The 19,033-nt window shown below is 53.1% G+C and carries 12 protein-coding genes; 2 read left to right on the plus strand and 10 right to left on the minus strand.

Going from position 1 to position 19,033, the window contains the following annotated elements; all coding sequences use genetic code 11:
• Position 1: 1 nt before the first annotated feature.
• Positions 2 to 1,162 (plus strand): efflux RND transporter periplasmic adaptor subunit, encoded by a 1,161-nt coding sequence (locus tag HHO50_RS17270; protein WP_181307818.1) that lies wholly within the window; start codon positions 2 to 4, stop codon positions 1,160 to 1,162.
• 481 nt (positions 1,163 to 1,643) lie between these two features.
• On the opposite strand, the gene HHO50_RS17275 is transcribed toward HHO50_RS17270, so the two are convergent.
• Positions 1,644 to 2,903 (minus strand): MFS transporter, encoded by a 1,260-nt coding sequence (locus tag HHO50_RS17275; RefSeq protein WP_181307820.1) that lies wholly within the window; start codon positions 2,901 to 2,903, stop codon positions 1,644 to 1,646.
• A gap of 186 nt (positions 2,904 to 3,089) precedes the next feature.
• Here HHO50_RS17275 and HHO50_RS17280 point away from each other — a divergent pair, with 186 nt between their 5' ends.
• A complete protein-coding gene (locus HHO50_RS17280) occupies positions 3,090 to 3,518 on the plus strand; it encodes a hypothetical protein (RefSeq protein WP_181307822.1) in 429 nt (142 codons plus the stop codon).
• A 320-nt stretch (positions 3,519 to 3,838) separates the two neighbouring features.
• Here the strand turns inward: HHO50_RS17280 and HHO50_RS17285 are convergent, their stop codons facing one another.
• The 9 genes from HHO50_RS17285 to HHO50_RS17325 all read right to left on the minus strand — a co-directional run bounded on the left by HHO50_RS17285 (position 3,839) and on the right by HHO50_RS17325 (position 18,953).
• The gene (locus HHO50_RS17285) at positions 3,839 to 5,236 is read right to left on the minus strand and encodes a Gfo/Idh/MocA family protein (protein ID WP_181307824.1); all 1,398 of its coding nucleotides are present in this window, start codon (positions 5,234 to 5,236) and stop codon (positions 3,839 to 3,841) included.
• Between the two features lie 198 nt (positions 5,237 to 5,434).
• Positions 5,435 to 7,726, minus strand: coding sequence for an alpha-N-acetylglucosaminidase (locus HHO50_RS17290; RefSeq protein ID WP_255478793.1), 2,292 nt, complete (start codon positions 7,724 to 7,726; stop codon positions 5,435 to 5,437).
• Positions 7,727 to 7,780: 54 nt separating this feature from the next.
• Positions 7,781 to 9,979 (minus strand): alpha-N-acetylglucosaminidase, encoded by a 2,199-nt coding sequence (locus HHO50_RS17295; protein ID WP_181307826.1) that lies wholly within the window; start codon positions 9,977 to 9,979, stop codon positions 7,781 to 7,783.
• A gap of 203 nt (positions 9,980 to 10,182) precedes the next feature.
• On the minus strand, positions 10,183 to 11,439 hold the full coding sequence (locus HHO50_RS17300) for an ROK family protein (RefSeq protein WP_181307828.1): 1,257 nt from the start codon (positions 11,437 to 11,439) through the stop codon (positions 10,183 to 10,185).
• A gap of 310 nt (positions 11,440 to 11,749) precedes the next feature.
• Positions 11,750 to 13,108: a GntP family permease gene (locus tag HHO50_RS17305; RefSeq protein ID WP_219921573.1), complete on the minus strand. Its 1,359-nt coding sequence runs from the start codon at positions 13,106 to 13,108 to the stop codon at positions 11,750 to 11,752.
• Positions 13,109 to 13,117: 9 nt separating this feature from the next.
• A complete protein-coding gene (locus tag HHO50_RS17310) occupies positions 13,118 to 14,248 on the minus strand; it encodes a glycerate kinase (RefSeq protein WP_181307830.1) in 1,131 nt (376 codons plus the stop codon).
• A 287-nt stretch (positions 14,249 to 14,535) separates the two neighbouring features.
• Positions 14,536 to 16,404 carry a PQQ-binding-like beta-propeller repeat protein gene (locus tag HHO50_RS17315; RefSeq protein ID WP_181307832.1) on the minus strand — a complete coding sequence of 623 codons (1,869 nt, stop codon included), beginning with the start codon at positions 16,402 to 16,404 and terminating at the stop codon, positions 14,536 to 14,538.
• A 3-nt stretch (positions 16,405 to 16,407) separates the two neighbouring features.
• The gene (locus HHO50_RS17320; RefSeq protein ID WP_181307834.1) at positions 16,408 to 17,238 is read right to left on the minus strand and encodes an endonuclease/exonuclease/phosphatase family protein; all 831 of its coding nucleotides are present in this window, start codon (positions 17,236 to 17,238) and stop codon (positions 16,408 to 16,410) included.
• 899 nt (positions 17,239 to 18,137) lie between these two features.
• Complete coding sequence (locus HHO50_RS17325) at positions 18,138 to 18,953, minus strand: endonuclease/exonuclease/phosphatase family protein (RefSeq protein ID WP_255478794.1); 816 nt, start codon at positions 18,951 to 18,953, stop codon at positions 18,138 to 18,140.
• Positions 18,954 to 19,033 lie beyond the last annotated feature (80 nt).

A 19,033-nucleotide genomic window follows, 5' to 3' on the forward strand; every position in this document is an offset into this window, starting at 1 on the left:
CATGAAAGCATCTTTCTATACCTATTCCCTCGCCCTGGCGCTATTCTCTCTGTTTTCAGCGTGTTCTGAGAAAAAAGCCCCTGAAACGGCAGCTGCCCCCACTCCCCAATCGGTGCCCGCCGAGGGCGTGCTCACGCTAACCCCGCAGCAGATACAGAACGCCGGCATTGAACTGGGCGGGGCTTCTCAGCAGCAACTCGGTAGCACCCTTCAGCTTTCCGGCGAAATTGATGTACCACCTACCAGCATGGTGAGCGTATCTGTGCCGTACGGGGGCTTCGTGAAGACCCTGAACCTACTGCCGGGCCAGCACGTGAACAAAGGGCAGGTACTGGCCACCCTTCAGCACCAGGACTACGTGCAACTGCAACAAGATTACCTGGATGCCCGCGCCCGCCTGCAACTGGCCAACCTGGAACTGCAGCGCCAGCAGGAGCTGACCCAGGAGAAAGTGGGCGCCCTCAAGAACCTGCAGCAGATCAGGACGGAGCGCGAAGTCTTGCTGAACAGCCTGGCCGCCCTCAAAGAAAAACTGCTCATGATCAACATCAACCCGGCGCGTTTGCAGAACGGCAAGATCAACCGCACCATCAGCGTGCTCTCGCCTATCAATGGTTTCGTGAAGAACACCATGGCCAACGTAGGCAAGATGGTGAACCCCTCAGATGTGCTTTTTGAGTTGGTGAACACCGATGACCTGCACCTGAAACTGAATGCCTTCGAGAAAGACGTGCCGTACCTGCAGAAGGGCCAATCCCTCACCTACACCCTCGCCAATGACCCCACACCCCGCACCGCCAAGATCCTGCTGGTAGGCCACAGCGTGGAAGGCGACAAGACCATTCCCGTTCACGCCCACCTGGCCCACGCCGATGAGCACGAACTCCTGCCTGGCATGTACGTTACGGCCACCATCCAAACCAAAGCCAGAACGGTCACCTCTTTACCAGAGAGCGCCCTGGTGCAGTTTGAGGGGGCCTCGTATGTTTTTGTAGCCAACGGCAACCGTCAATTCAAACGCGTAGAAGTGCCCACCGGCCTCAAGGGAAATGGCTTTGTGGAAGTAGAACTGCCGGCTGCGCTGCAAACCTCTACTCAGATTGCCGTGAAAGGAGCCCATAACCTATTGGCCATGCAGGAAAATGTCGGCGAAGAAGAATAACGGCACCTCCTCCCCAGCCCTTCTCCCACGGAGAAGGGCCGGGGAGGAAAGGTGTTTGAAGCCTGTTTCCAGAAAAGGAGGCATAAAACGGGGAGGTGATAGGATAGGAACCTCTCCTTCCTTTGCTCTGGCCTCTGTTCTGGCGCGAGACTAAAGTCTCGTGACTGGGGATGATGCGAGTCTCCAGACTCGCCGGGAACCACAGGGCAGAATTGTTGCGCCGAATCGATGTTGATTTACGTTCCGAGCCATGGAACCCAGCAATACTTGGATTCGCCGCTTTGCAGCGAGGGTAGTCTGGAGACTACCCTCATCCGTAGGCACGAGTTACAAACTCGCGCCAGAGAACGTACCAAAGGCAAAGAAGCCTGCCACAAAACCATTACCGCTATAAATAGCCAGCAACTCCCCGTTTTAGGCCTCTTTCTATAAAAAAAGGCCTAAAACAGGGAGTTGCTGGCTATTACCTATTAGAGAGGTTCTACAAACTTAACTTCCGCAGCTTATCAGCTTTCCAGGCCGTAAACGCCACAATGAGAAGAGTCATGGTACCGCCAAACACCACCGAAGGCACCACACCCATCAGCTTAGCGGCCAAGCCCGATTCAAAGGAACCGATCTCATTGCTGGAACCCACAAAGATGTTGTTCACGCTGGAGACGCGGCCTTTCATGTGCTCGGGCGTGAGCGTATGAATCAACGTAGAACGGATAATGACCGAGATGCTGTCCAGCACGCCACTTAACAACAGCAGCCCAAAGGAGAGCCAGAATAGCTGCGAAAGCCCAAACCCGATAATACACGCGCCAAATCCGGCCACGGCCCACAGCATTTTCTTGCCGGCCTGGAAGGTAATCGGCCGGTAGGCCATAAACAACGCCATGCTCACCGACCCAATAGCCGGGGCCGACCGCAGCAAGCCCAGTCCCTGCGGCCCAATCTTGAGGATATCTGAGGCAAAAACCGGCAACAGAATCACGGCTCCGCCGAAGAGCACGGCAAACATATCCAGCGCCAGGGCACTCAGGATAATCTGGTTCCCGAACACGAACCTGAGGCCCGTTTGCAGGCTTTCCTTGATCTTGAGTTTTGGGCCTTCGCTAAGCGGCAACGGCCGTCCGGCAATGGAACTATACAGCAAAAGAGACAGAAACACCAGGGCAGCATCTACCCCAAACGCGGCCGTTACGCCGCCAAAAGCATATACCAGCCCGCCAATGGCCGGGCCCGCCACCGAGCCCGCCTGCCAGGTGGTACTGCTCCAGGTAATGGCGTTGGCGTACAACTTGCGGTCTGGGAGCAGTTGCGGCATGAACGAGAACACGGCGGGGCCCATGAAGCCGCGGGCAATCCCGCTCAGGAAGATAACGGAGTAGATGGGCAGTGTGCCAAAGGTGTGTAGAACTTTACCAACATCTAAGGTATAGAACAGCAGCGCCAACGAACAGAAAAACAGCACGCTGAGCACCGTGACAATGATGCGCTTGCGCGGAACAATATCAGCTACGTGCCCGGCATAGAGGGCTACCGCGATGGAGGGAATGGCCTCAGCTAAACCAATCAGTCCTAGTGAAAAAGGGTCTTTGGTGATGTCATAGATCTGCCACCCCACTACTACGGCCTGTATTTGCATGGCCAATGTGATGCAGAAGCGGGCAGAAATGAAACGTCTGAACTCAGGAATGCGGAGAACGGCGTAGGGGTCGTGCCGTTCCTCGGGAAATGGGGCTGGTGTTGTCACAGGTTATACGTCAAGAGGGCAAAGGTATTGTATTTTTCTACGGAATACGTCTATTCTGCCTTTTGAGCGAACGTTCAGCAGAATATAGATGTTCCATATATTCTGTGCGCCCTTCCGAATAATTCGCTGGTGGGATGGCCTTGATTGTGCATAAAGTCGTAAGTTTACCTTAAATAACTCCCGCGTATGTCCCCATCGTTTTTAGATGCCCTTGCACTTACTTATCGTCCAGACCTGGATGTGTTGTTTATGCGTTGGCCGCAGCCGGTGTACGCCTTAGGCGTGCGGGAAGTGTACCAGCAAGTATTGGAACTGGCCCAGCAAACGCATGCCCGTTACTGGCTGTTTGACCTCCGGAGCCGCGGCCCTCTTTCCAAAGAAGACGTTGCGTGGTTGCGTGAGTCTTACTTTCCGGCTTTACACGGCGAGTTAGGGCAGATTACGCATGTAGCCTATCTGCTTTCACCCGCCCACGCCAATGACCCTAAAACCAGGGGATTGGCCGGGGAAATGAGAACCTTGCCCTGGTACGGAATAGGAGCCGATTTTGAGGGCTTCACTTCAGAAACCGAAGCGCTGCATTGGCTCAAGAAATGCCAGTTAGTAGAGGTATAAAGTAGATTGCATTTCTTAAGATAAATGGGCCCGGCTGGTGCTTTACCAGCCGGGCCTCTCTTTTTTCAGCCTAGTGCCTCGTTTTCAAGCTGTTTTTACCAAATCTACTTGAAAACACAACCCTACCCCTCCTTCTCTTATTACCTCAGTAGCGTTTGCAGGGTTGTGGCGCGTAAGTTCCTGCCACTTCTCACCCAACCTTGGTAGTGGCTACGTTTGCGCGAACCTGTCAATCCTAAGGCTGTTTGGTGGCGGAACAAAGCAGCTGGCATCTCGTTGCCAGCGTCCAATGCGCCTCCTGTCTTGAGGATAACCAGTACTTATACTCTGCTCATTCTGATAGGCATCACCTTGCCTTTTTTGCGGCTCTCTTCGGCCATGAAGCCCATGATGTGGCTTTCAATGGATTCATCAATGGTGGAAGTAAGCACCTTTGCGTTCTGCTGGGCTACGGCCTGCACAAAGTCCTTTACCAGAAGCCAATCGCCGCCGCCGTGGCCGCTGTTCTTGTACCCTTCCACGTCTTCCGCCTTCGGCACGAACGTAGTGGATTTACGCGTCCGGAAATCGGTCACCACTAACTCGGTCATGTCACCTACCATATCGCCCATGGAACCCATGATGCGGGTACGGCGGTCATGGTAAGAGGTGAAGGCTTCCATGGAGAAGTTGGCGGTCACGCTGTCGTCAAACATGATGCTGGTGATGTAGTGGTCTGGCTGGTCATTTTCCATGCGGTACACGCACCGTCCGTAGTTGGTGGTTTTTAGCCGCTCCATGATCACTTCGCTGTGCTTTGATTTATCAGCAGGCAAATCCAGGACTTTGGTCCGGCTACGTCTATCATGGTACTCTTTGATGGCCGAGTAAGGGCACTCCCGCTCCACCTTGCAGCCGTCGGTGCAACGGGCGGTACTACCCGCCGGCGCATTCTCTTTCCGGAACCACTTCAGGTCGCCCATGGCCACTATCTGCTTGCTGGGCTTGTTGATCACCCACTTGATGATGTCCAGGTCATGGCACGATTTTGCCAAAATGATAGGCGTGGTTTCTTTGGAGTTGTGCCAGTTACCGCGCACGTAGGAGTGCGCCATGTGGGTGTGCTCAATGGGCTCGAAGTGCTGCACGCTGATCACCTCACCAATGGCCCCCTGCGCCACCAGTTCCTTCATTTTCACGAAGTAAGGGGCGTACCGTAACACATGACAGACGGCTACAATCCTATTGGTTTTATGGGCCAGTTCTAGAATGTCGCGGCACTCTTTCTCCGTAGGCGCAATGGGTTTTTCCAGGAGGATGTCATAGCCCATGGACAAGGCTTTCATGCAGGGCTCATAGTGCATGTAATCTGGGGTGGAGATCACGATGGCATCGGCAAACTTGGGTCGGTCAAACACCCGTTCCCAGGTATCAAAGCGGTTTTCAGCGGGGATGGAATGGGTGGTGGCGTACAGATCATTCCGGAATTTCACCGGCTCGGCTACCCCTACAATCTTGAACTGATCCGGAAACTTAGCCGCGAAATTTCCATACACCGTCCCCCGGTTACCGGCCCCCAAGGTGATCGCCGTCACGGGCTTCGCCAGCGGAACGTGCAAGGGGTTTGCGGGTATCTTGTACCCATACTTGTTCTCGCCCAGGTTCGCCAGCACATCGGTACTGATGACGGCCGCCCCAATGCTAAGGCCTAATGATTTGATTACGTTTCTCCGGTTCATGGTCACAGATTTTAGGAGTGCTTTAACAAAAATTTTATGTTGCTTCTTCTTGAAGCTGTTTAGAGTTTCAGAATTTCCCTGGCGCAAGCATCCGCTGATACCAGTGTTGGTAGTTCAATTTCCCGTTTCGGGCCTGTTTACCCGCAAACAGGCCCGAAACGCAGCTTCCTTGCCAAGGCGCCGCTTGCCCCCAGCAGATCACTGGGCTTTGTAACTGCTTTTGATGGTTTGGTTGTACTTGCGGTACATCTCCTGGGCAACGGGCACAGAACTGCCCGCTGTTTTGTCTGGGTATGCCTCAGAGCTGTTTACCCATTGCCATTCCCAGTTCTTTATCTTTTCATCAAACACTTTCTGGTTTATTTCCTGGCCTTTCGCCATTTGGGCGGTGACATAGTCAAAGTACTGCTGCCAGCGCTTTTTGTAGTAGCCGTTCAGCAACCCAGACCACTGCCGGTTGGCGTACTCCCGCAGTTTGCTGTCTTTGTCGCCCCAGAGGGTGATGAGGTTGCGGGCATTCATTTCGTAGAGCTTTTTCTCGTCACTGGTGGTGCCCCAGCTTTTAGCAGAGTTCAACCACCGGCCCAGCAGAAAATCTTCTTGGGTAGCCAGCAGTCTGTCCATGTCTTCTATCAACGAGATGAACTCGGCGCTGTGCTTTTTGAAGGCGGCCAGGTCTTTTTTCTGGTAGTCCTGCGCAAACTGCTGTTGTACCTGGGTCGCGTAATTTGCCAGCACCTGACGGGTCAAGTCTACGATATCGAATTGATACCCTTCACTGGCTTGGAGGTCATTAGAAGCGGCCATCAGGTTGTCCCAGGCATTCACCAGTTCCAGCGGCTCGTAGGTGAAATTGGTGGTGACACCCCCGGTGTTTCGGCTGAAGGTTGGCCTACCGGCCACTATGGATTCTGGCCCTCCGGAAGTAACGCTGTCGGCGTAGACGGTGCGCCGCAGAATCTCCAAGGCCTTGTTGGCGGCGGCGTTTTCCTTCCCGTAGCGGCGTCTGGTGTAGCCCTGCAGCCAAGACGTGAGTTCGATGGGCGTGTCGCGCCAGGCGTTCTCCATCATGAGCTCGTACATGACCGGATTCTGCTCAATGGCCTCGGGTGTTAAGCCGATGCCGGTCAGTTTCCCTTTTTGGGCATGATGAAGCGCTTTGGCCGGTTCTGTGGCTACCCTGTCCATGAGGCCATACATGTTCACGTTGCCGCCAAAATTGTGCAGCATGTTCCAGATCCAGGGTTTTCCGTAGTAGGCCTCGGTTTTCTGCCACATGGGGTTTTTCTCGCTCCAGAGATCCAGGATGATCATCTTGTCATCTGGCACGGCGTTGAGCATGGCCTGAATCTGGGGTGTTTTCCAGAAATCACGGCTAAAGTGAAACAGCCAGCCCTGCATGATCCAGGTGGCCTTGGGGTCGGCGGCGGCCATGGACTGGTACACTTTCTGGCTGATGTTGTTGAGGAAAGTAGAGTCGCTGGAAGGAGGCCGGTTCTCGTTGAAGGTATCTGAGGTGTACAAATGATCGGTGCCGAAGGCCTTGATTTCCTCCTCAATGAATTTCTTGCCTATCTCCACAAACATTGGGTCATCGGGGTCCAACAGAAAGACATCGGGGAACATCTCATCCCAATTGGTTTTCTTCAGGTTGGCCTGCGGGAACTTGTCTTTGAAGGCCGGGGGCACGTGGCCGGTGAAAGCGGGCAAGATGGGCGTCATGCCCAGTCCCCGTTCCCTTTCCAGAATCTGTTTTTGCAGGGCCTCGTGGCTGTCCATCCAGGAGACTGGAAGGGGGCCTCCCCAGGCATCCAGGTTCCCCATCCAGAACCACGCGAAATAGGCGGGGCCGCTGAAGAAGCTCTCCAGGTCTTTGTCTGTGAGGCCCATGCTTTTGTAGACCCGCCGGTGGATGGCGTTCTGGCCCGTGAGCGCCAGCGGCATGTTGATCCCGTTCATGGCCATCCAGTCAATCTCCCACTGCCAACGCTCCCAATCCCACCAGCTCATGGTGTAGTTGAAGGTGCAGTAGTTCAGGTAATAGCGGTACTTGTAAGGGCTTACATTCCTTACTTTCTGCGGCACCGCCGGAAGCTGCTGGGGGAGGTTGAGGTTGCTGCCGTTCCAGGTGATGCTGCTGTGGGTGTAGTATTTGAGGTAATGGTTGAGGGCACTGGCAATGGAGACGCCGTTGTTGCCGCGCAAGATGATTTTGCCGTTGCTGCTTTCCACCTCAAACACATCTTTGCCTTCCTCCTGCGGGATGAATTCGGCCACAAAATGAGATGCGTGCGTGGGTACCACCCGTTTGATAAGGTCATACACCGGTTTGGTGCTGGCATCAGTATTGAGCGTCGCGGAGGTTTTGGAAGCGGCTTCAGAAGAGGTGTTACTGCTGGTATTCTTCCGGGCACAGGCCGAGGAGAACAGGATCAATAGCAGTACTATTGATCTTGCCCCCTGCATTTTATAGCTTCGTTTTAACTTCATTTTAAGAAAATTAGGGCAGAAACACCTCTTGGATACACAGAAGAGGTTTTGGCCTTAGTTTTTGCTGTATCTGCGTACCAGTTCTTTCGCTTTGGCCAGAGGATCTTCAAACGGGGTTACTTTGGGTACCCCGGGCTTTTTGATCCAGGCTTCTTCCCAGGCATCAATATTGGGGTTGGCCTCAAATAAATGCTGCCTCATGCGCGGGATGTAGTAATCCTGGATGAGGCCGCTCCAGATTCTGGCGGCGTAATCCTCGTTGACTCCGCCCCAGGTGGTGATCAGGCGTTTGGCGTTGGCTTCATAGTAGTCTTTCTGCTGGGTGGTTTTTCCGTGCGACCGGGCGAAATCTACCCATGGCTGCAGGCGGTTGGTGGGGTGCGATTCCAACAACCGATCCATGTCCTGTAAGATGCGGATGGCCTTCTCTCCCGCGGCTTTGGTGGCGGCGGTGTTCTTGGCCGCTTTCGCATCCAGGGCCTGTTTGTAAGACTCATCCGCCTTGATGCCCAGGTAGTGGATGGCTAATTCGATGGCATCGTTCCGGTACAGTTCACTGCCTTTGAGTTCTTCTGAGACCGCCAGGAAGTTCTCAATGCCCTGCAGGAAAACGGGGTCTGAGTTCACGACGCCTTTCCGGCGGGTATCGGGTACCACCAACTGCCACACAAACCTGGGGTAAGGCGAGAAGCTGTTGTACACCGATTTGCGGAGTTGCTCCCAGGCGGTTTGCATCTTCTCTGGATAGGCACCGTACCGGGCCCGGCTGTATTCCTTCATCCATTGGTCTAGGTTGATTTCTTTGTGCGCCCAACCCATGTCGGCGAGCAGTTCATAGACTACTTCGTTGTTTTCAATCCCCTCAGGCGCAGAGCCAAACCCCACCAGATTTTTGCTGTACGGCGAATTCAAGGCTTCAATGGCCCCCGAAGCGTACATGGAAAGCACACCCGTATAAGGGGTTTTGCCGCCAAAGTTGGGTACGTAGCTGTACACCCATTTCTTGCCGTAAAACCCTTCGTGCTCCTTCCAGACCATGGGAATTTTCCAGACCAGGTCTGGGTACTCATTGGCCAAATCCAGGATCATCATCTTGTCATCGGGCACCCGGGACATCATGGCGCTCAAGGTCTTTTTGTCCCAGAATTCGTGCTGCCACCCGAACGTCCAGCCCTGGGTTACCCAAATGGCGTCTGGGTTCCCGGCTTTAATGGAGTTGTAGATGGATTCCCCGTAACCAGCCAGCAGTTCATACTTCGCCTCCGGATCGTCTTTGGGAACGGGCACGTCCATTTCATTGAAGCTGTCTGAGAGGTACAGCTTGTGCTTCCCGAACTCCTTCTCCCATTCCTCTACAAACAGCTTCCCTATTTTCTCAAAGAAGGGGGAATCCGGTGCCAACACGTAGGCATTGTAGTCTTCTGAGAAACCGCCCCATTTCAGTACATTCACTTTCAGCTCGGGGTGTTTCTTTTTGAAGCCTTCGGGCACAAAGCCCGCAAAGGCCGGGGCGATGGGCTCAAAGCCGAGTTCCCGCATGCGGCCCAGAATCTGGTGCTGCAATTTCAACTGACCTTCGTGCCAGCCTTCGGGGATGGGGCCGTCCCATTTGTTGATGTTGCCCATGCGGTGCCAAGGCAAGTGCGCCGGGCCGGTGAAAAACTCCCCTATCTCCTCGTTGCTCAAGCCCAGCTTTTTCCAGACCCTTTCGGCAATGGCCTCGCTGCCCACCACGGCCAGGGGCATGTTCACCCCGTGCAGGGCCATCCAGTCAATTTCCTTTTGCCAGCGTTCCCAGTCCCAATAAGGCGTGGTGTAGCCGTAAGTAACCACGTTCAGAAAATAGCGGTATTTATAAGGCGTGGTTACCCGCTCTTTGGCGTAATCTGGCCATTGGGTTGGCAGGTTCAGGTGGTTGCCGCTCCAGCTCACCATGCTGTTGGTTCCTTTTTTCAGGTATTGGTAGAAACCGTAGGTGAGCGCCACGGAGCTGTTGCCCCGCACAGTCAGTTTCCCGTTTTTCGCTTCTATCTCATACGTCTCCAGGCTGTCTGCAGAAGCAGGCAACAACTCCAGGTTGATGTCCTGCGCCCTGTCTCCTATGAGGCGCTGCATCACGCCCCGGGCAGCGACGATGGCTTTATCTTTGGTTTTGACCGTGGTTTCCGCCACCCTTGATTTCGTAGAGGAGTTGGTACATGAAAGAATACCGAAGAAGAGCAGAATAAGTAAGTATCTATAATTATTGCGCATGAGCTAGGATTTTCTTAAAACGGGTTATAATCGGGTATCAGGCTTATGTTCACCGGTTGTATGGCAGATGCACCTACCGGCAAATGGCCTGCGGCAATCTTGTTCAGGCTTTTGATTTAGAAGGAATTTTCAACTTCTGTTTTGGCACCATTTTCACAAAAACAGGCGTAAAACAGAAGAATAGCTTATGTAGGGTAGTAGCTCTAATCATTGTTCTCTACATCAAGTACTCCTTCAAAGATGTTTTCCATGACCACCGCCACCGGCCCCATGATATCAGCCTCCAGCCCTAGGGTTGACAGTACAATCTCTGTTCTCTCCCTTAGCTGAGACATGCAGTACTGATTGATGGATTGTTGAATGGGGGTGGTGATGTATTGTTTGGCCTCGGCCATGCGCCCGCCCAGGATGATGAGCTCAGGATTAAGCAACTGAATCAAAATAGAGATGCCTTTTCCCAGACTGATGCCCATTTCAGAGAGAATATTGATCGCGAACTGGTCGCCCAGGTTAGCGGCATCAATCACCAATTGGGGATTTATTTTCTCTATGTTCCCCCCAGAAAGTTCATTTAAGAGGGAGTACTGCCCCGACTGGATGCCCTCTTTGGCCATACGGGTTAAAGCAATTCCAGAGGCTACCGTCTCCAGGCAGCCACATTTGCCGCAATAACAAAGCGCGCCGTCATTCACCAGCGGAATATGCCCTATCTCTCCGGCAAAGCCCGTGAAACCGCTGTTCAATTTGCCATCGGTGAGAATACCCAGACCAATTCCCCAGTCCAGCTTCACTACCAGCACATTTTTCCGGCCTTGGGCCAGGCCGAACCGGTATTCAGCCAAGGCGATGCTTTTGACATCGTTCTGGATGTACACGGGCTTATTGAATTTGTTAGACAAAAGCTTTTGCAACGACTCTGCCCCCGCCGGAGGAAGTAAATAAGAGTGATTACTGCCTTCTTTGGCGTCTACCAACCCCGGCATGCTAAGGCCAATGCCCAGTAGCTTTTCCCTATCTATTCCGGAGGCGGAAATCAGGTCTTCGGCATATTCATACAGTTGCTCCAGAATGTTAATGTCTTTTGAAATCTGCACCGGGAAGACATGGGTACGGGTAATATTGTTGTTGTTGTTGTCAAAGATGGCCATTCTGGTTTTAAACCGGCCCAGGGCAATGCTTAAGACAAAAAGCGAATTGTCACGCAGCCCGTACAAATCTGGCTTTCTTCCGCCCTCAGACTTGCCTTGCCCCTGTTTCTCCACCAGTCCTTCCACTATAAGTTCTTTCAGCAACCCCATAGAGGTGGGGGAACTGATACGAAAGTCACTGCACAGCTCTGAATTGGTTTTAGGCCCCTGCACATACAATTCCCTGATAATCTTTAGTTTCTGATTGTATTTCTTTTTCTCAATAGTATTAAGGGTATCTAAATAGGCATCTACTTGAATTAAGGTACTCATATCTTTTTGTCAATGATTACTACACAAATAACAGTTTTTTTTCGGAATCTTCAAGCACTTATGCTATTTTTTTATAAAAGTACCATTCCGCTCGTTTATCTCTTTCCTCAATCAATAGCTTGTATGCCCATCTGAATCAATTTACCCCCTACATCCTCCTGTGTAGCAGAAGCGCTTTCAGGAGTATTTCCTAAGAGAGGTAATGATAAGTTCTGTTTTTGGCCTGCTTTTACAAAAACAGCCGGTTTTCCACTGCGGCTAGCTCCCATTGTGAATTCCTCCAGAAACAGGTACAACGCCCTAAACACAGCTACACCAGCACCCACCACAAAAGCATAGTAACCAGAATGGCCGTGACGCCCTGTACCAAAGTTGCCATGGTGTGGGCCTTGTAGGCATCTGTTATTTTAATGCCGCTGAACTGCGTGACCACCCAGAAGTAACTATCGTTCACGTGGCTTACCGCCATTGCCCCCGCCCCAATGGCCATTACCACCAGTGACAAAGGAACCGCCCCTTCAATGCCGGCCTGCGGAAGCGTGGGGGCGATAAGGGCCGAGGTAATGACTAAGGCAGCGGTAGACGAGCCCTGCGCGGTTTTTAGGGCAGCCGCAATCAGGAAAGGAATCAGAAGCAGTAAAGGGCCGTGCATGGCTTCACCCTGGGCAAAGCCCTTGATCATGTCTGCGATGGGAGTAGCTTTGATCACCGCACCAAAGGCGCCACCTGCCCCCGTGAGCAAGAGAATGGCGGCGGCATCTTTCAGTCCTTCGCCCACCCACCCGGTCAAGGTTTCTTCGTTCCACTTGGGGAGCAGGGCAAAGGCCGCGAACACGCCTATCAGCAATGCCACTACCGGAGTCCCAACAAAGAGCATAACCTCGGCGGCCGCGCCTGCCCACTGCTGGTAGCTGACCATGGAACCGGCCCCTATCAGTACAATTGGCAAAAAGATGGGGGTAAACGATTTTAAGGTAGAAGGGATTTGCCCAAACTCCTTCACGATCTCGTCATAACTGTATTTCACCTCCTGCTCTCCCTCCACCGGAATGTTCACCGCCACTTTGGTTGCCCACAAGTACCCTGCCAGCGTAGTGGGGATGGACACCAAAAGCCCGATCAGGATGATGGTTCCCAAGTAACTACTGGCGCCTAGGTTACCGGCGGCGGCAATGGGCCCCGGCGTAGGAGGCACCAGCGTATGGGTGGCATACAAGCCCGTAGCCAACGCAACTGACATAGAAGCCAGCGGAACCCGCGCTCTATGGGCCAGCGCTTTTTTCAGACTGCTTAAGATAACGTACCCCGAGTCACAGAAAACAGGGATGCTGACCAAAGCCCCTATCAAGGACATGCAAAGCTGGGGGCTTTTCTCACCCACCACCCGCAAGACCACTTCGGCCATTCTCAAGGCCGCCCCAGATTTCTCCAGAATCTTGCCTATGATGGTTCCAGCCACCACCACTATCCCAATATAGCCCATCAGGCCGCCAAAGCCGTCGTTCACCGCAGTCACTATGTCCAGCAGCGGCATCCGGGCGGCTATCCCCACCCCGAAGGCAGCGATGAGCAGCCCTAGAAATGGATGAAGCTTGAATTTGGCGGTGGCTAAAACAATGAATCCTACTCCCGCAAAAAGGATCAAATAAAGCAACGGGCCTTGTACCATGAAGTGTGTCTATTGAGATTTAAGGGAGATGAGTCTGGCTATGTTTCGGGAGCAGAAATGCAGATTCACCTTGGTCATGGCCATGGCCTCCGCCAGTGTCGCCGGGGCGTTGGCAATGGCATGGCAGCTGAAGAAGTGATCCAGAAGCTGTTCATGGCCTTTTCCCAAGGCACCAGAGACAAGAATGGTTTTTATGTCGTTTTTGCGGGCCAGGGCGGCTATGAAAAAGGGCAGCTTCCCGAACAAGGTTTGGTAATCACTCTGTCCTTCGCCGGTAACTACCCAATCAGCGTTGCTGATACTATTCTCTAGGCCGGTGGCATTGGCTATTATCTGGGCCCCGGGTTCTATGGTGGCACCTAAGGTGAGGAAAGCAAAGCCCAGCCCTCCTGCGGCCCCGGCGCCGGGTACCTGCTGCATCTTCTTTTGCAGATGCTGTTCTACCACATCGGCAAAATTCCTCATTCCTTTATCCAGAAGAAACACCTGCTGCTGCGTGGCTCCTTTCTGGGGGCCGTAAATAAAGGAAGCACCGTTAGAGCCGCACAGCGGATTTTTCACGTCGCTGGCTACCGTAAAATGGCACGCCTTTAGCTTAGGATGAAGGGTGGTGAAATCTACCTGGGCGATCTGCCCAAGCGACGCCCCTACCGGCAGAACCGGCTTGCCTTCCTGGTTATGGAAAGTTGCCCCCAAGGCCTGGAGCATTCCCAAACCGCCATCATTGGTGGCACTTCCGCCTAAGCCAATAATGAATTTTCTAAGCCCCGTGTCCACTGCCTCTCTGATGAGTTCTCCCACCCCGAAGGTGGTAGTCAGGAACGGATTGCGTTTATTTTCGGGCACCATGGGCAAACCCGCAATGAGGGCCATCTCAATCACCGCTGTTTCCCCATCGCCCAGAATCCCATAACTGGTGGCAACAGCATCTCCCAGAGGGCCAGTGGCCGTGGTCGCTACTTTTGTGCCCTTGGTAGAGAACAAAAGCGTTTCCAAAGTCCCTTCGCCGCCGTCGGCCATGGGAATCACTTGAATGCTGGCGTTCGGCATCTCCAGCTGAAAGGCTTCCTGGATGGTTAGCCCCACTTCCTTAGCGGATAAACTACCTTTATAAGAATCTGGGGCAATCACTATCTTCATTGCTCTGGCTTACCTTAGTATTGGGGGAATGTTATCATTATGCTAAAGCAGAAAGGTGCCTTTAAGGCTTTCAAAAGAGAGGCCTTGCCCCCAGCAAACATATGCTCGCTTGTCGTTTTAGGCCTGATTTCTTAAAAACGGGCCTAAAACGAGACGCAGCTTTAGGGATTGTTTGGATTTCAGGAGGGCAACAGCAGTTCTTTTTCTGTTTTAGAGCTACCTTACAGAAAATAGGCCAAAAACAAAGGCGGCCGAGTTGACGCCCTGCGCACCTTTGATCAGCTTGTTTATGGCGTAGGGTTGCCACCTTGCAGCAGTACCATCTTCCCGTCTACACTGGTGGCGATTACTTGACCGGAGGGTAGCGCCCGTACGGTGTTCACCATGTCATTACTCAGTTGGTACGCCCACTTCACTTTTCCTTCCTGGACATCCACGGCGTACACCCGCCCAAAGGTGGTTCCAAAAAAGGCGGTAGTACCGTGGAACACGGGCATGGAGGCAGAGAAATCATTCCCGAAACCACCGTACAGGTTGAGGATGGGTTCTGGCTTACCGCTCTTGGTGCTCCAGGCCACCACTGAGTCTTGCATGGTTTTGGCTACCAGCCAGCCTTTCTCCTTATTTCCGCCCAAAGACTCCCTCACCCTGAACCTTCCGGTCACAAAGGTTTCTTTGCCGGTTTGCAGATCAAACTCGCGCAGTTTCTCGTCTGGGGCCACCATGTACACTTTCTGGTTCTGCACCACGGGCACGCACATGGCCGGTGAGTAATACTGGCTGTATCCATTGTTCTTCCACTGCCAGGCCAGGGTGCCGTTCTTCTTGTGTAGGGCGTACAGGGTTTTCCCCCAGGTTCCAAAAATCACCTTGTCTTCGGCCACGGTAGGCTTGCTGGCCGGAAAACCGTCCATCTCTTTGAAAGCCCAGATTTCTTTTCCGGTTTTCAGATTCAGTGCCCTGAAGGTGGAGTCGCTGGCCCCTATAAACACCACGTTTCTGTCAATCACCGGCGAGGCTAACGCCGGAGCCTGGGTTTTCACCTGCCATAAAAGCTTCCCGGTGCGGGCATTGAGACAATAGATGGTGCTGTCTGCCGAGGCGAATACTACTCGGTTCCCCGCCACCTCCGGAGAAGCGTAGATCGCCTGCCCTGCTTTAAAAACCCAATCAACGTTCTTGTTCCGGCTATCCATTGATTTGAATTCGCCCAGCAGATTGCCAACCAGCAATTGGTTTTTCCAGACGGCCGGGGTAGACACCAGATTCCCTTTGTCTTGGTATTCCCAAACGGCTTTTACCTGCTGGTGATGGGGAGCGATAGGAGTTCTGCCCGGTTTTGCGGCAGCGGTGCTTTTTCTTTCCCTTTTTCCTGACACGGACAAAGAGGCCCAGAAACCCTCGGCGGGTTTGCCTACTTCTTTCAGCTTCACCCGAAGGGAGTCTTGGGTAAGCGAAACGATGTTGTAGCCCAGCGTATTCTGCCGTATCTGGGCCGTTCTGGTCATGATGCCGGTGATGCCTTCGTAATCAAAAAGCTTGTTCACGTGGCCGTGCCCGCAGAATACCGCCAGCGTGTTTACCTGGTGCAGCTTATCAATGAGCTCCTGGTAATTGCTCAATCCTTCGTCCAGCGGATAATGGCTGATGAAAACAACGGGCTGGTTTTTAGGAGTTGCCTGCACCAGACTGTCTAACCACCTCATCTGATCCAGCGGAACATAGCCCCTGGACATTCGGCCGTAAGGCCCGGTGCTGAACCCTATGAAGCGTACGCCCTCAACGTCTGTGACAAATTTCTGCTCTTTCCAGAGGGTGTTGTACACCAGGCCCCCACTCGCCGACCAGCCGGTGTCATGGTTGCCGGGCACAATAAAATACGGCTTGGCCAGACCATCCATGAGCGACTTGGCCTTGCCTAGCTCATCATTGTACCCAAAATCACTTATATCACCCGCGTGCAGGACAAACTCAATCTCTGGGTTCTGGTTGATGTCTTGCACAATGGCTGCTAAACCGGTGTCATTGCCAGACTTCCCAATATGCGTGTCTGTGACTACGGCAAAGGTGAGGGGCTTTTTTTGCTGCGCCTGCAGCGTAAAACCGCAGCAAAGAAGGAGTAGGAAAAGGGCGAACCCGCTAGGTAAGTACTTCATGTTTTACTTTTCAATACCAATCACTGCCACCACCGGCCGGTGGTCAGAGGCATATTGTTCATTTACTACTTTATGGGAGACCACGCTGAACTTATTGGCCGGATGCCGGTACGCGATAAAGTCAATCGCCCGGGTGGGGTTTACCACCGGAATGGTGGGCGCACAGGCAATACAGGTTCTCTTAAAGCTGCGATCCAGGGTGTTGATGACCTCGGAGCCCGGCGTGGCGTTAAAGTCACCGGCAATGATAAAGGGCAGGCTTTCCTTAGAGGCCAAATCTGCAATTTTATCTATCTGCAGTTGGCGGTTGGCCGGGTCTGACTGCGCATCTAAGTGCGTGCTCCCAAAACGTAGCTGGGTACCATCTGTCAAGGTCACCTTGGCCGTCGCCAACACCCGGGGTTCCCCACCGCTTGCGGCTTGCATAGGCAAACTAACGGATGCCGCATCTGAGAGCGGATATTTTGAAAGGATAGCCACCCCGTACTGCCCGCCCTGATAATCTATGGACTTGGCGAAATAGTACTGCATGCCTACTTTGGCGGCTAACTGCTGGGCCTGGTTGCCTATCCCAGACCGTTGGGTATTCACGTCTACTTCCTGCAACGCTACCAGATCTGGTTTCTCGCCATTGATCACGTTGGCGATAGCATTCACATCAATAAGATCTGGCCTGCTGGGTGGGTTGCAGTGATGGATGTTATAAGCCATCACCTTCAAAGAACTCACAATAACTGGGTCTGGCTTGGGCGCGGGGGTAGGATCAGATGAATCACCACAGGAGGTTGCCCAAAAAGCAGTCCCTATGAGAAAGGTTAAAAGAGATTTGTGCATATGCGTTAGGTGATTGACCATGGGTAAGGAAGAAGATGGGCAGAGAGCCCGTTGAAAGCATTCATACCATTTAACCGCTGTTGACTAATGCCGGGAAGTAGTAGCTTTTGCATTGGGTTATGAGTTCTGCGGTGCACGTATTCTTTTTTTGTGGGCGAAGAACAGCCTCTTACGCTGCTCCCTTGGCTTGTCTGCTTATTTCGTTGGTGCAGGTGCTGTATTGTTTCATCTTTGGCGGTATGCGCTCACGGCCGCGGGGCCCCGTCTTCCCCTCTCGCACTGCCCTTTCGGCCTGAGAAGTCTTTCTCTCTTAGCCTCCGCCTGTCCAAGGCCAAAAGCGAGGCGCGCTCGGGGAAGACTGGAACTGGGGAAAGTAGTAAAGGCAGCGGGTAGTTACTCCCATTCTCCTGTAAGAATGCTACCCCTACATTTAAACCAGACGTTCCGCCCTCCGGCTGGTGGTTCCCGGCGATTCTGGAGACCCGCCTCCTCCCATGTCACGAGACTGGAGTCTTGCGCCAGTAGATTCTAAAGCTTGTTTTCGCGATGCCGCCCGCTCCCAAGGCCGCGTAGTGCGCGCAGCTCCTACGAGTGTCTACGCCAATGCCGTTTCAAGCCTGTTTTTACCAAAACGGTTCTAAACCTGTGAAGTCTCCAAAACCTCACAGGTTTCCGCGTTTACAGCCCGTCTTCCCTAAAACAGCCCTAAAACGTAGGGCAGAAGGGAGGATGTCTGCCCCCGCAGGAAAACCAACCGTAGATGGCAGTGCGTGCCCGAGGCAATGCCTGGTCTCTACCAGAATCTAAATAACAGCGACCCTGCCGTTTTAAGCCCGGTTTTCGCAAAACAGGCCCAAAACGCACCCCCACTCTCTGTGGGAGAGGGGCTGGGGTGCGGCCTATTTCTGCGGCTGAATCTGGAGAACGGCAAAAATGGGCAAATGGTCTGAGGCGTACGTTTCCTGAATTACCTTGTGCTCCAGCACCTTGAATCTATCTGTGGGCCTGAAGGCGATATAATCAATGGTGCGGTTAGGGTTGATGACAGGGATGGTAGGCTCACAGGGATCACACGTGCGCTGAAAGAGTGTGTCCAGGCGCTTGATGGTTTCGCTGTCTGGTTTCGCGTTGAAATCGCCGGCTATGATCACGGGCAGAGAGGTAGCGTTGACAATTCTGCTGATCTCCGCCATTTGCATCAACCGGTTTTCTTCTCTGCGTACCTCCAGGTGCGTGACCGCAAACATGAACTCAAATCCGCCGGGCGTTCTCATGCGCGCCGTTGCCAGAACACGGGGTTCAGGCTTGGTGCTTCGGTCGTCTGGCAAGGGATAGGTATGCGTCTCCAGCAGATCATACTTGGACAAGATCGCCACTCCGTAGTCGCCGCCGTCATGGTCTATGGCCTTGCCGAAGTAATAGGCTTTCATGCCCGTTTTCTCCGCCAGGACTTGCGCCTCATGCACTTTCCCGGAGCGGTTGGTATTGACATCCACCTCCTGAAGGGCCACTACATCGGGGTTCTCCTTCTTGATAACATTGGCGATGGCATCCAAGTCAATAAAGGTCTTATCCTTGCTAGGTGGGTTGGCGTAGTGAATGTTATAGCAAAGAACACGCAGTTGCTCCGGCCCCTCCGCTTTGCCCCCTTTAACTGCTCTCCCCTGGGGGCTGGCAGCCGACTGTTGCGCGGAAGGGGAACAGGATGCTGCCAAAATGGCAGCTCCTGTCAATAAACCTATTAAAAAACTCTTCATTGAAACTTGATAAAGGATTTGGGAAGGAGTGATTTAGC

The organism is Rufibacter sp. XAAS-G3-1, from assembly GCF_013623775.1.
Taxonomy (GTDB): domain Bacteria; phylum Bacteroidota; class Bacteroidia; order Cytophagales; family Hymenobacteraceae; genus Nibribacter.

Excerpts from the sequence above, each read along its gene's own strand:
- HHO50_RS17310 (WP_181307830.1), bottom strand. The coding sequence starts at position 14,248 with ATGAAGATAGTGATTGCCCCAGATTCTTATAAAGGTAGTTTATCCGCT.
- HHO50_RS17280 (WP_181307822.1), top strand. The coding sequence starts at position 3,090 with ATGTCCCCATCGTTTTTAGATGCCCTTGCACTTACTTATCGTCCAGAC.
- HHO50_RS17305 (WP_219921573.1), bottom strand. The coding sequence starts at position 13,108 with ATGGTACAAGGCCCGTTGCTTTATTTGATCCTTTTTGCGGGAGTAGGA.
- HHO50_RS17320 (WP_181307834.1), bottom strand. The coding sequence starts at position 17,238 with ATGCACAAATCTCTTTTAACCTTTCTCATAGGGACTGCTTTTTGGGCA.
- HHO50_RS17285 (WP_181307824.1), bottom strand. The coding sequence starts at position 5,236 with ATGAACCGGAGAAACGTAATCAAATCATTAGGCCTTAGCATTGGGGCG.
- HHO50_RS17270 (WP_181307818.1), top strand. The coding sequence starts at position 2 with ATGAAAGCATCTTTCTATACCTATTCCCTCGCCCTGGCGCTATTCTCT.
- HHO50_RS17300 (WP_181307828.1), bottom strand. The coding sequence starts at position 11,439 with ATGAGTACCTTAATTCAAGTAGATGCCTATTTAGATACCCTTAATACT.
- HHO50_RS17295 (WP_181307826.1), bottom strand. The coding sequence starts at position 9,979 with ATGCGCAATAATTATAGATACTTACTTATTCTGCTCTTCTTCGGTATT.
- HHO50_RS17315 (WP_181307832.1), bottom strand. The coding sequence starts at position 16,404 with ATGAAGTACTTACCTAGCGGGTTCGCCCTTTTCCTACTCCTTCTTTGC.
- HHO50_RS17290 (WP_255478793.1), bottom strand. The coding sequence starts at position 7,726 with ATGAAGTTAAAACGAAGCTATAAAATGCAGGGGGCAAGATCAATAGTA.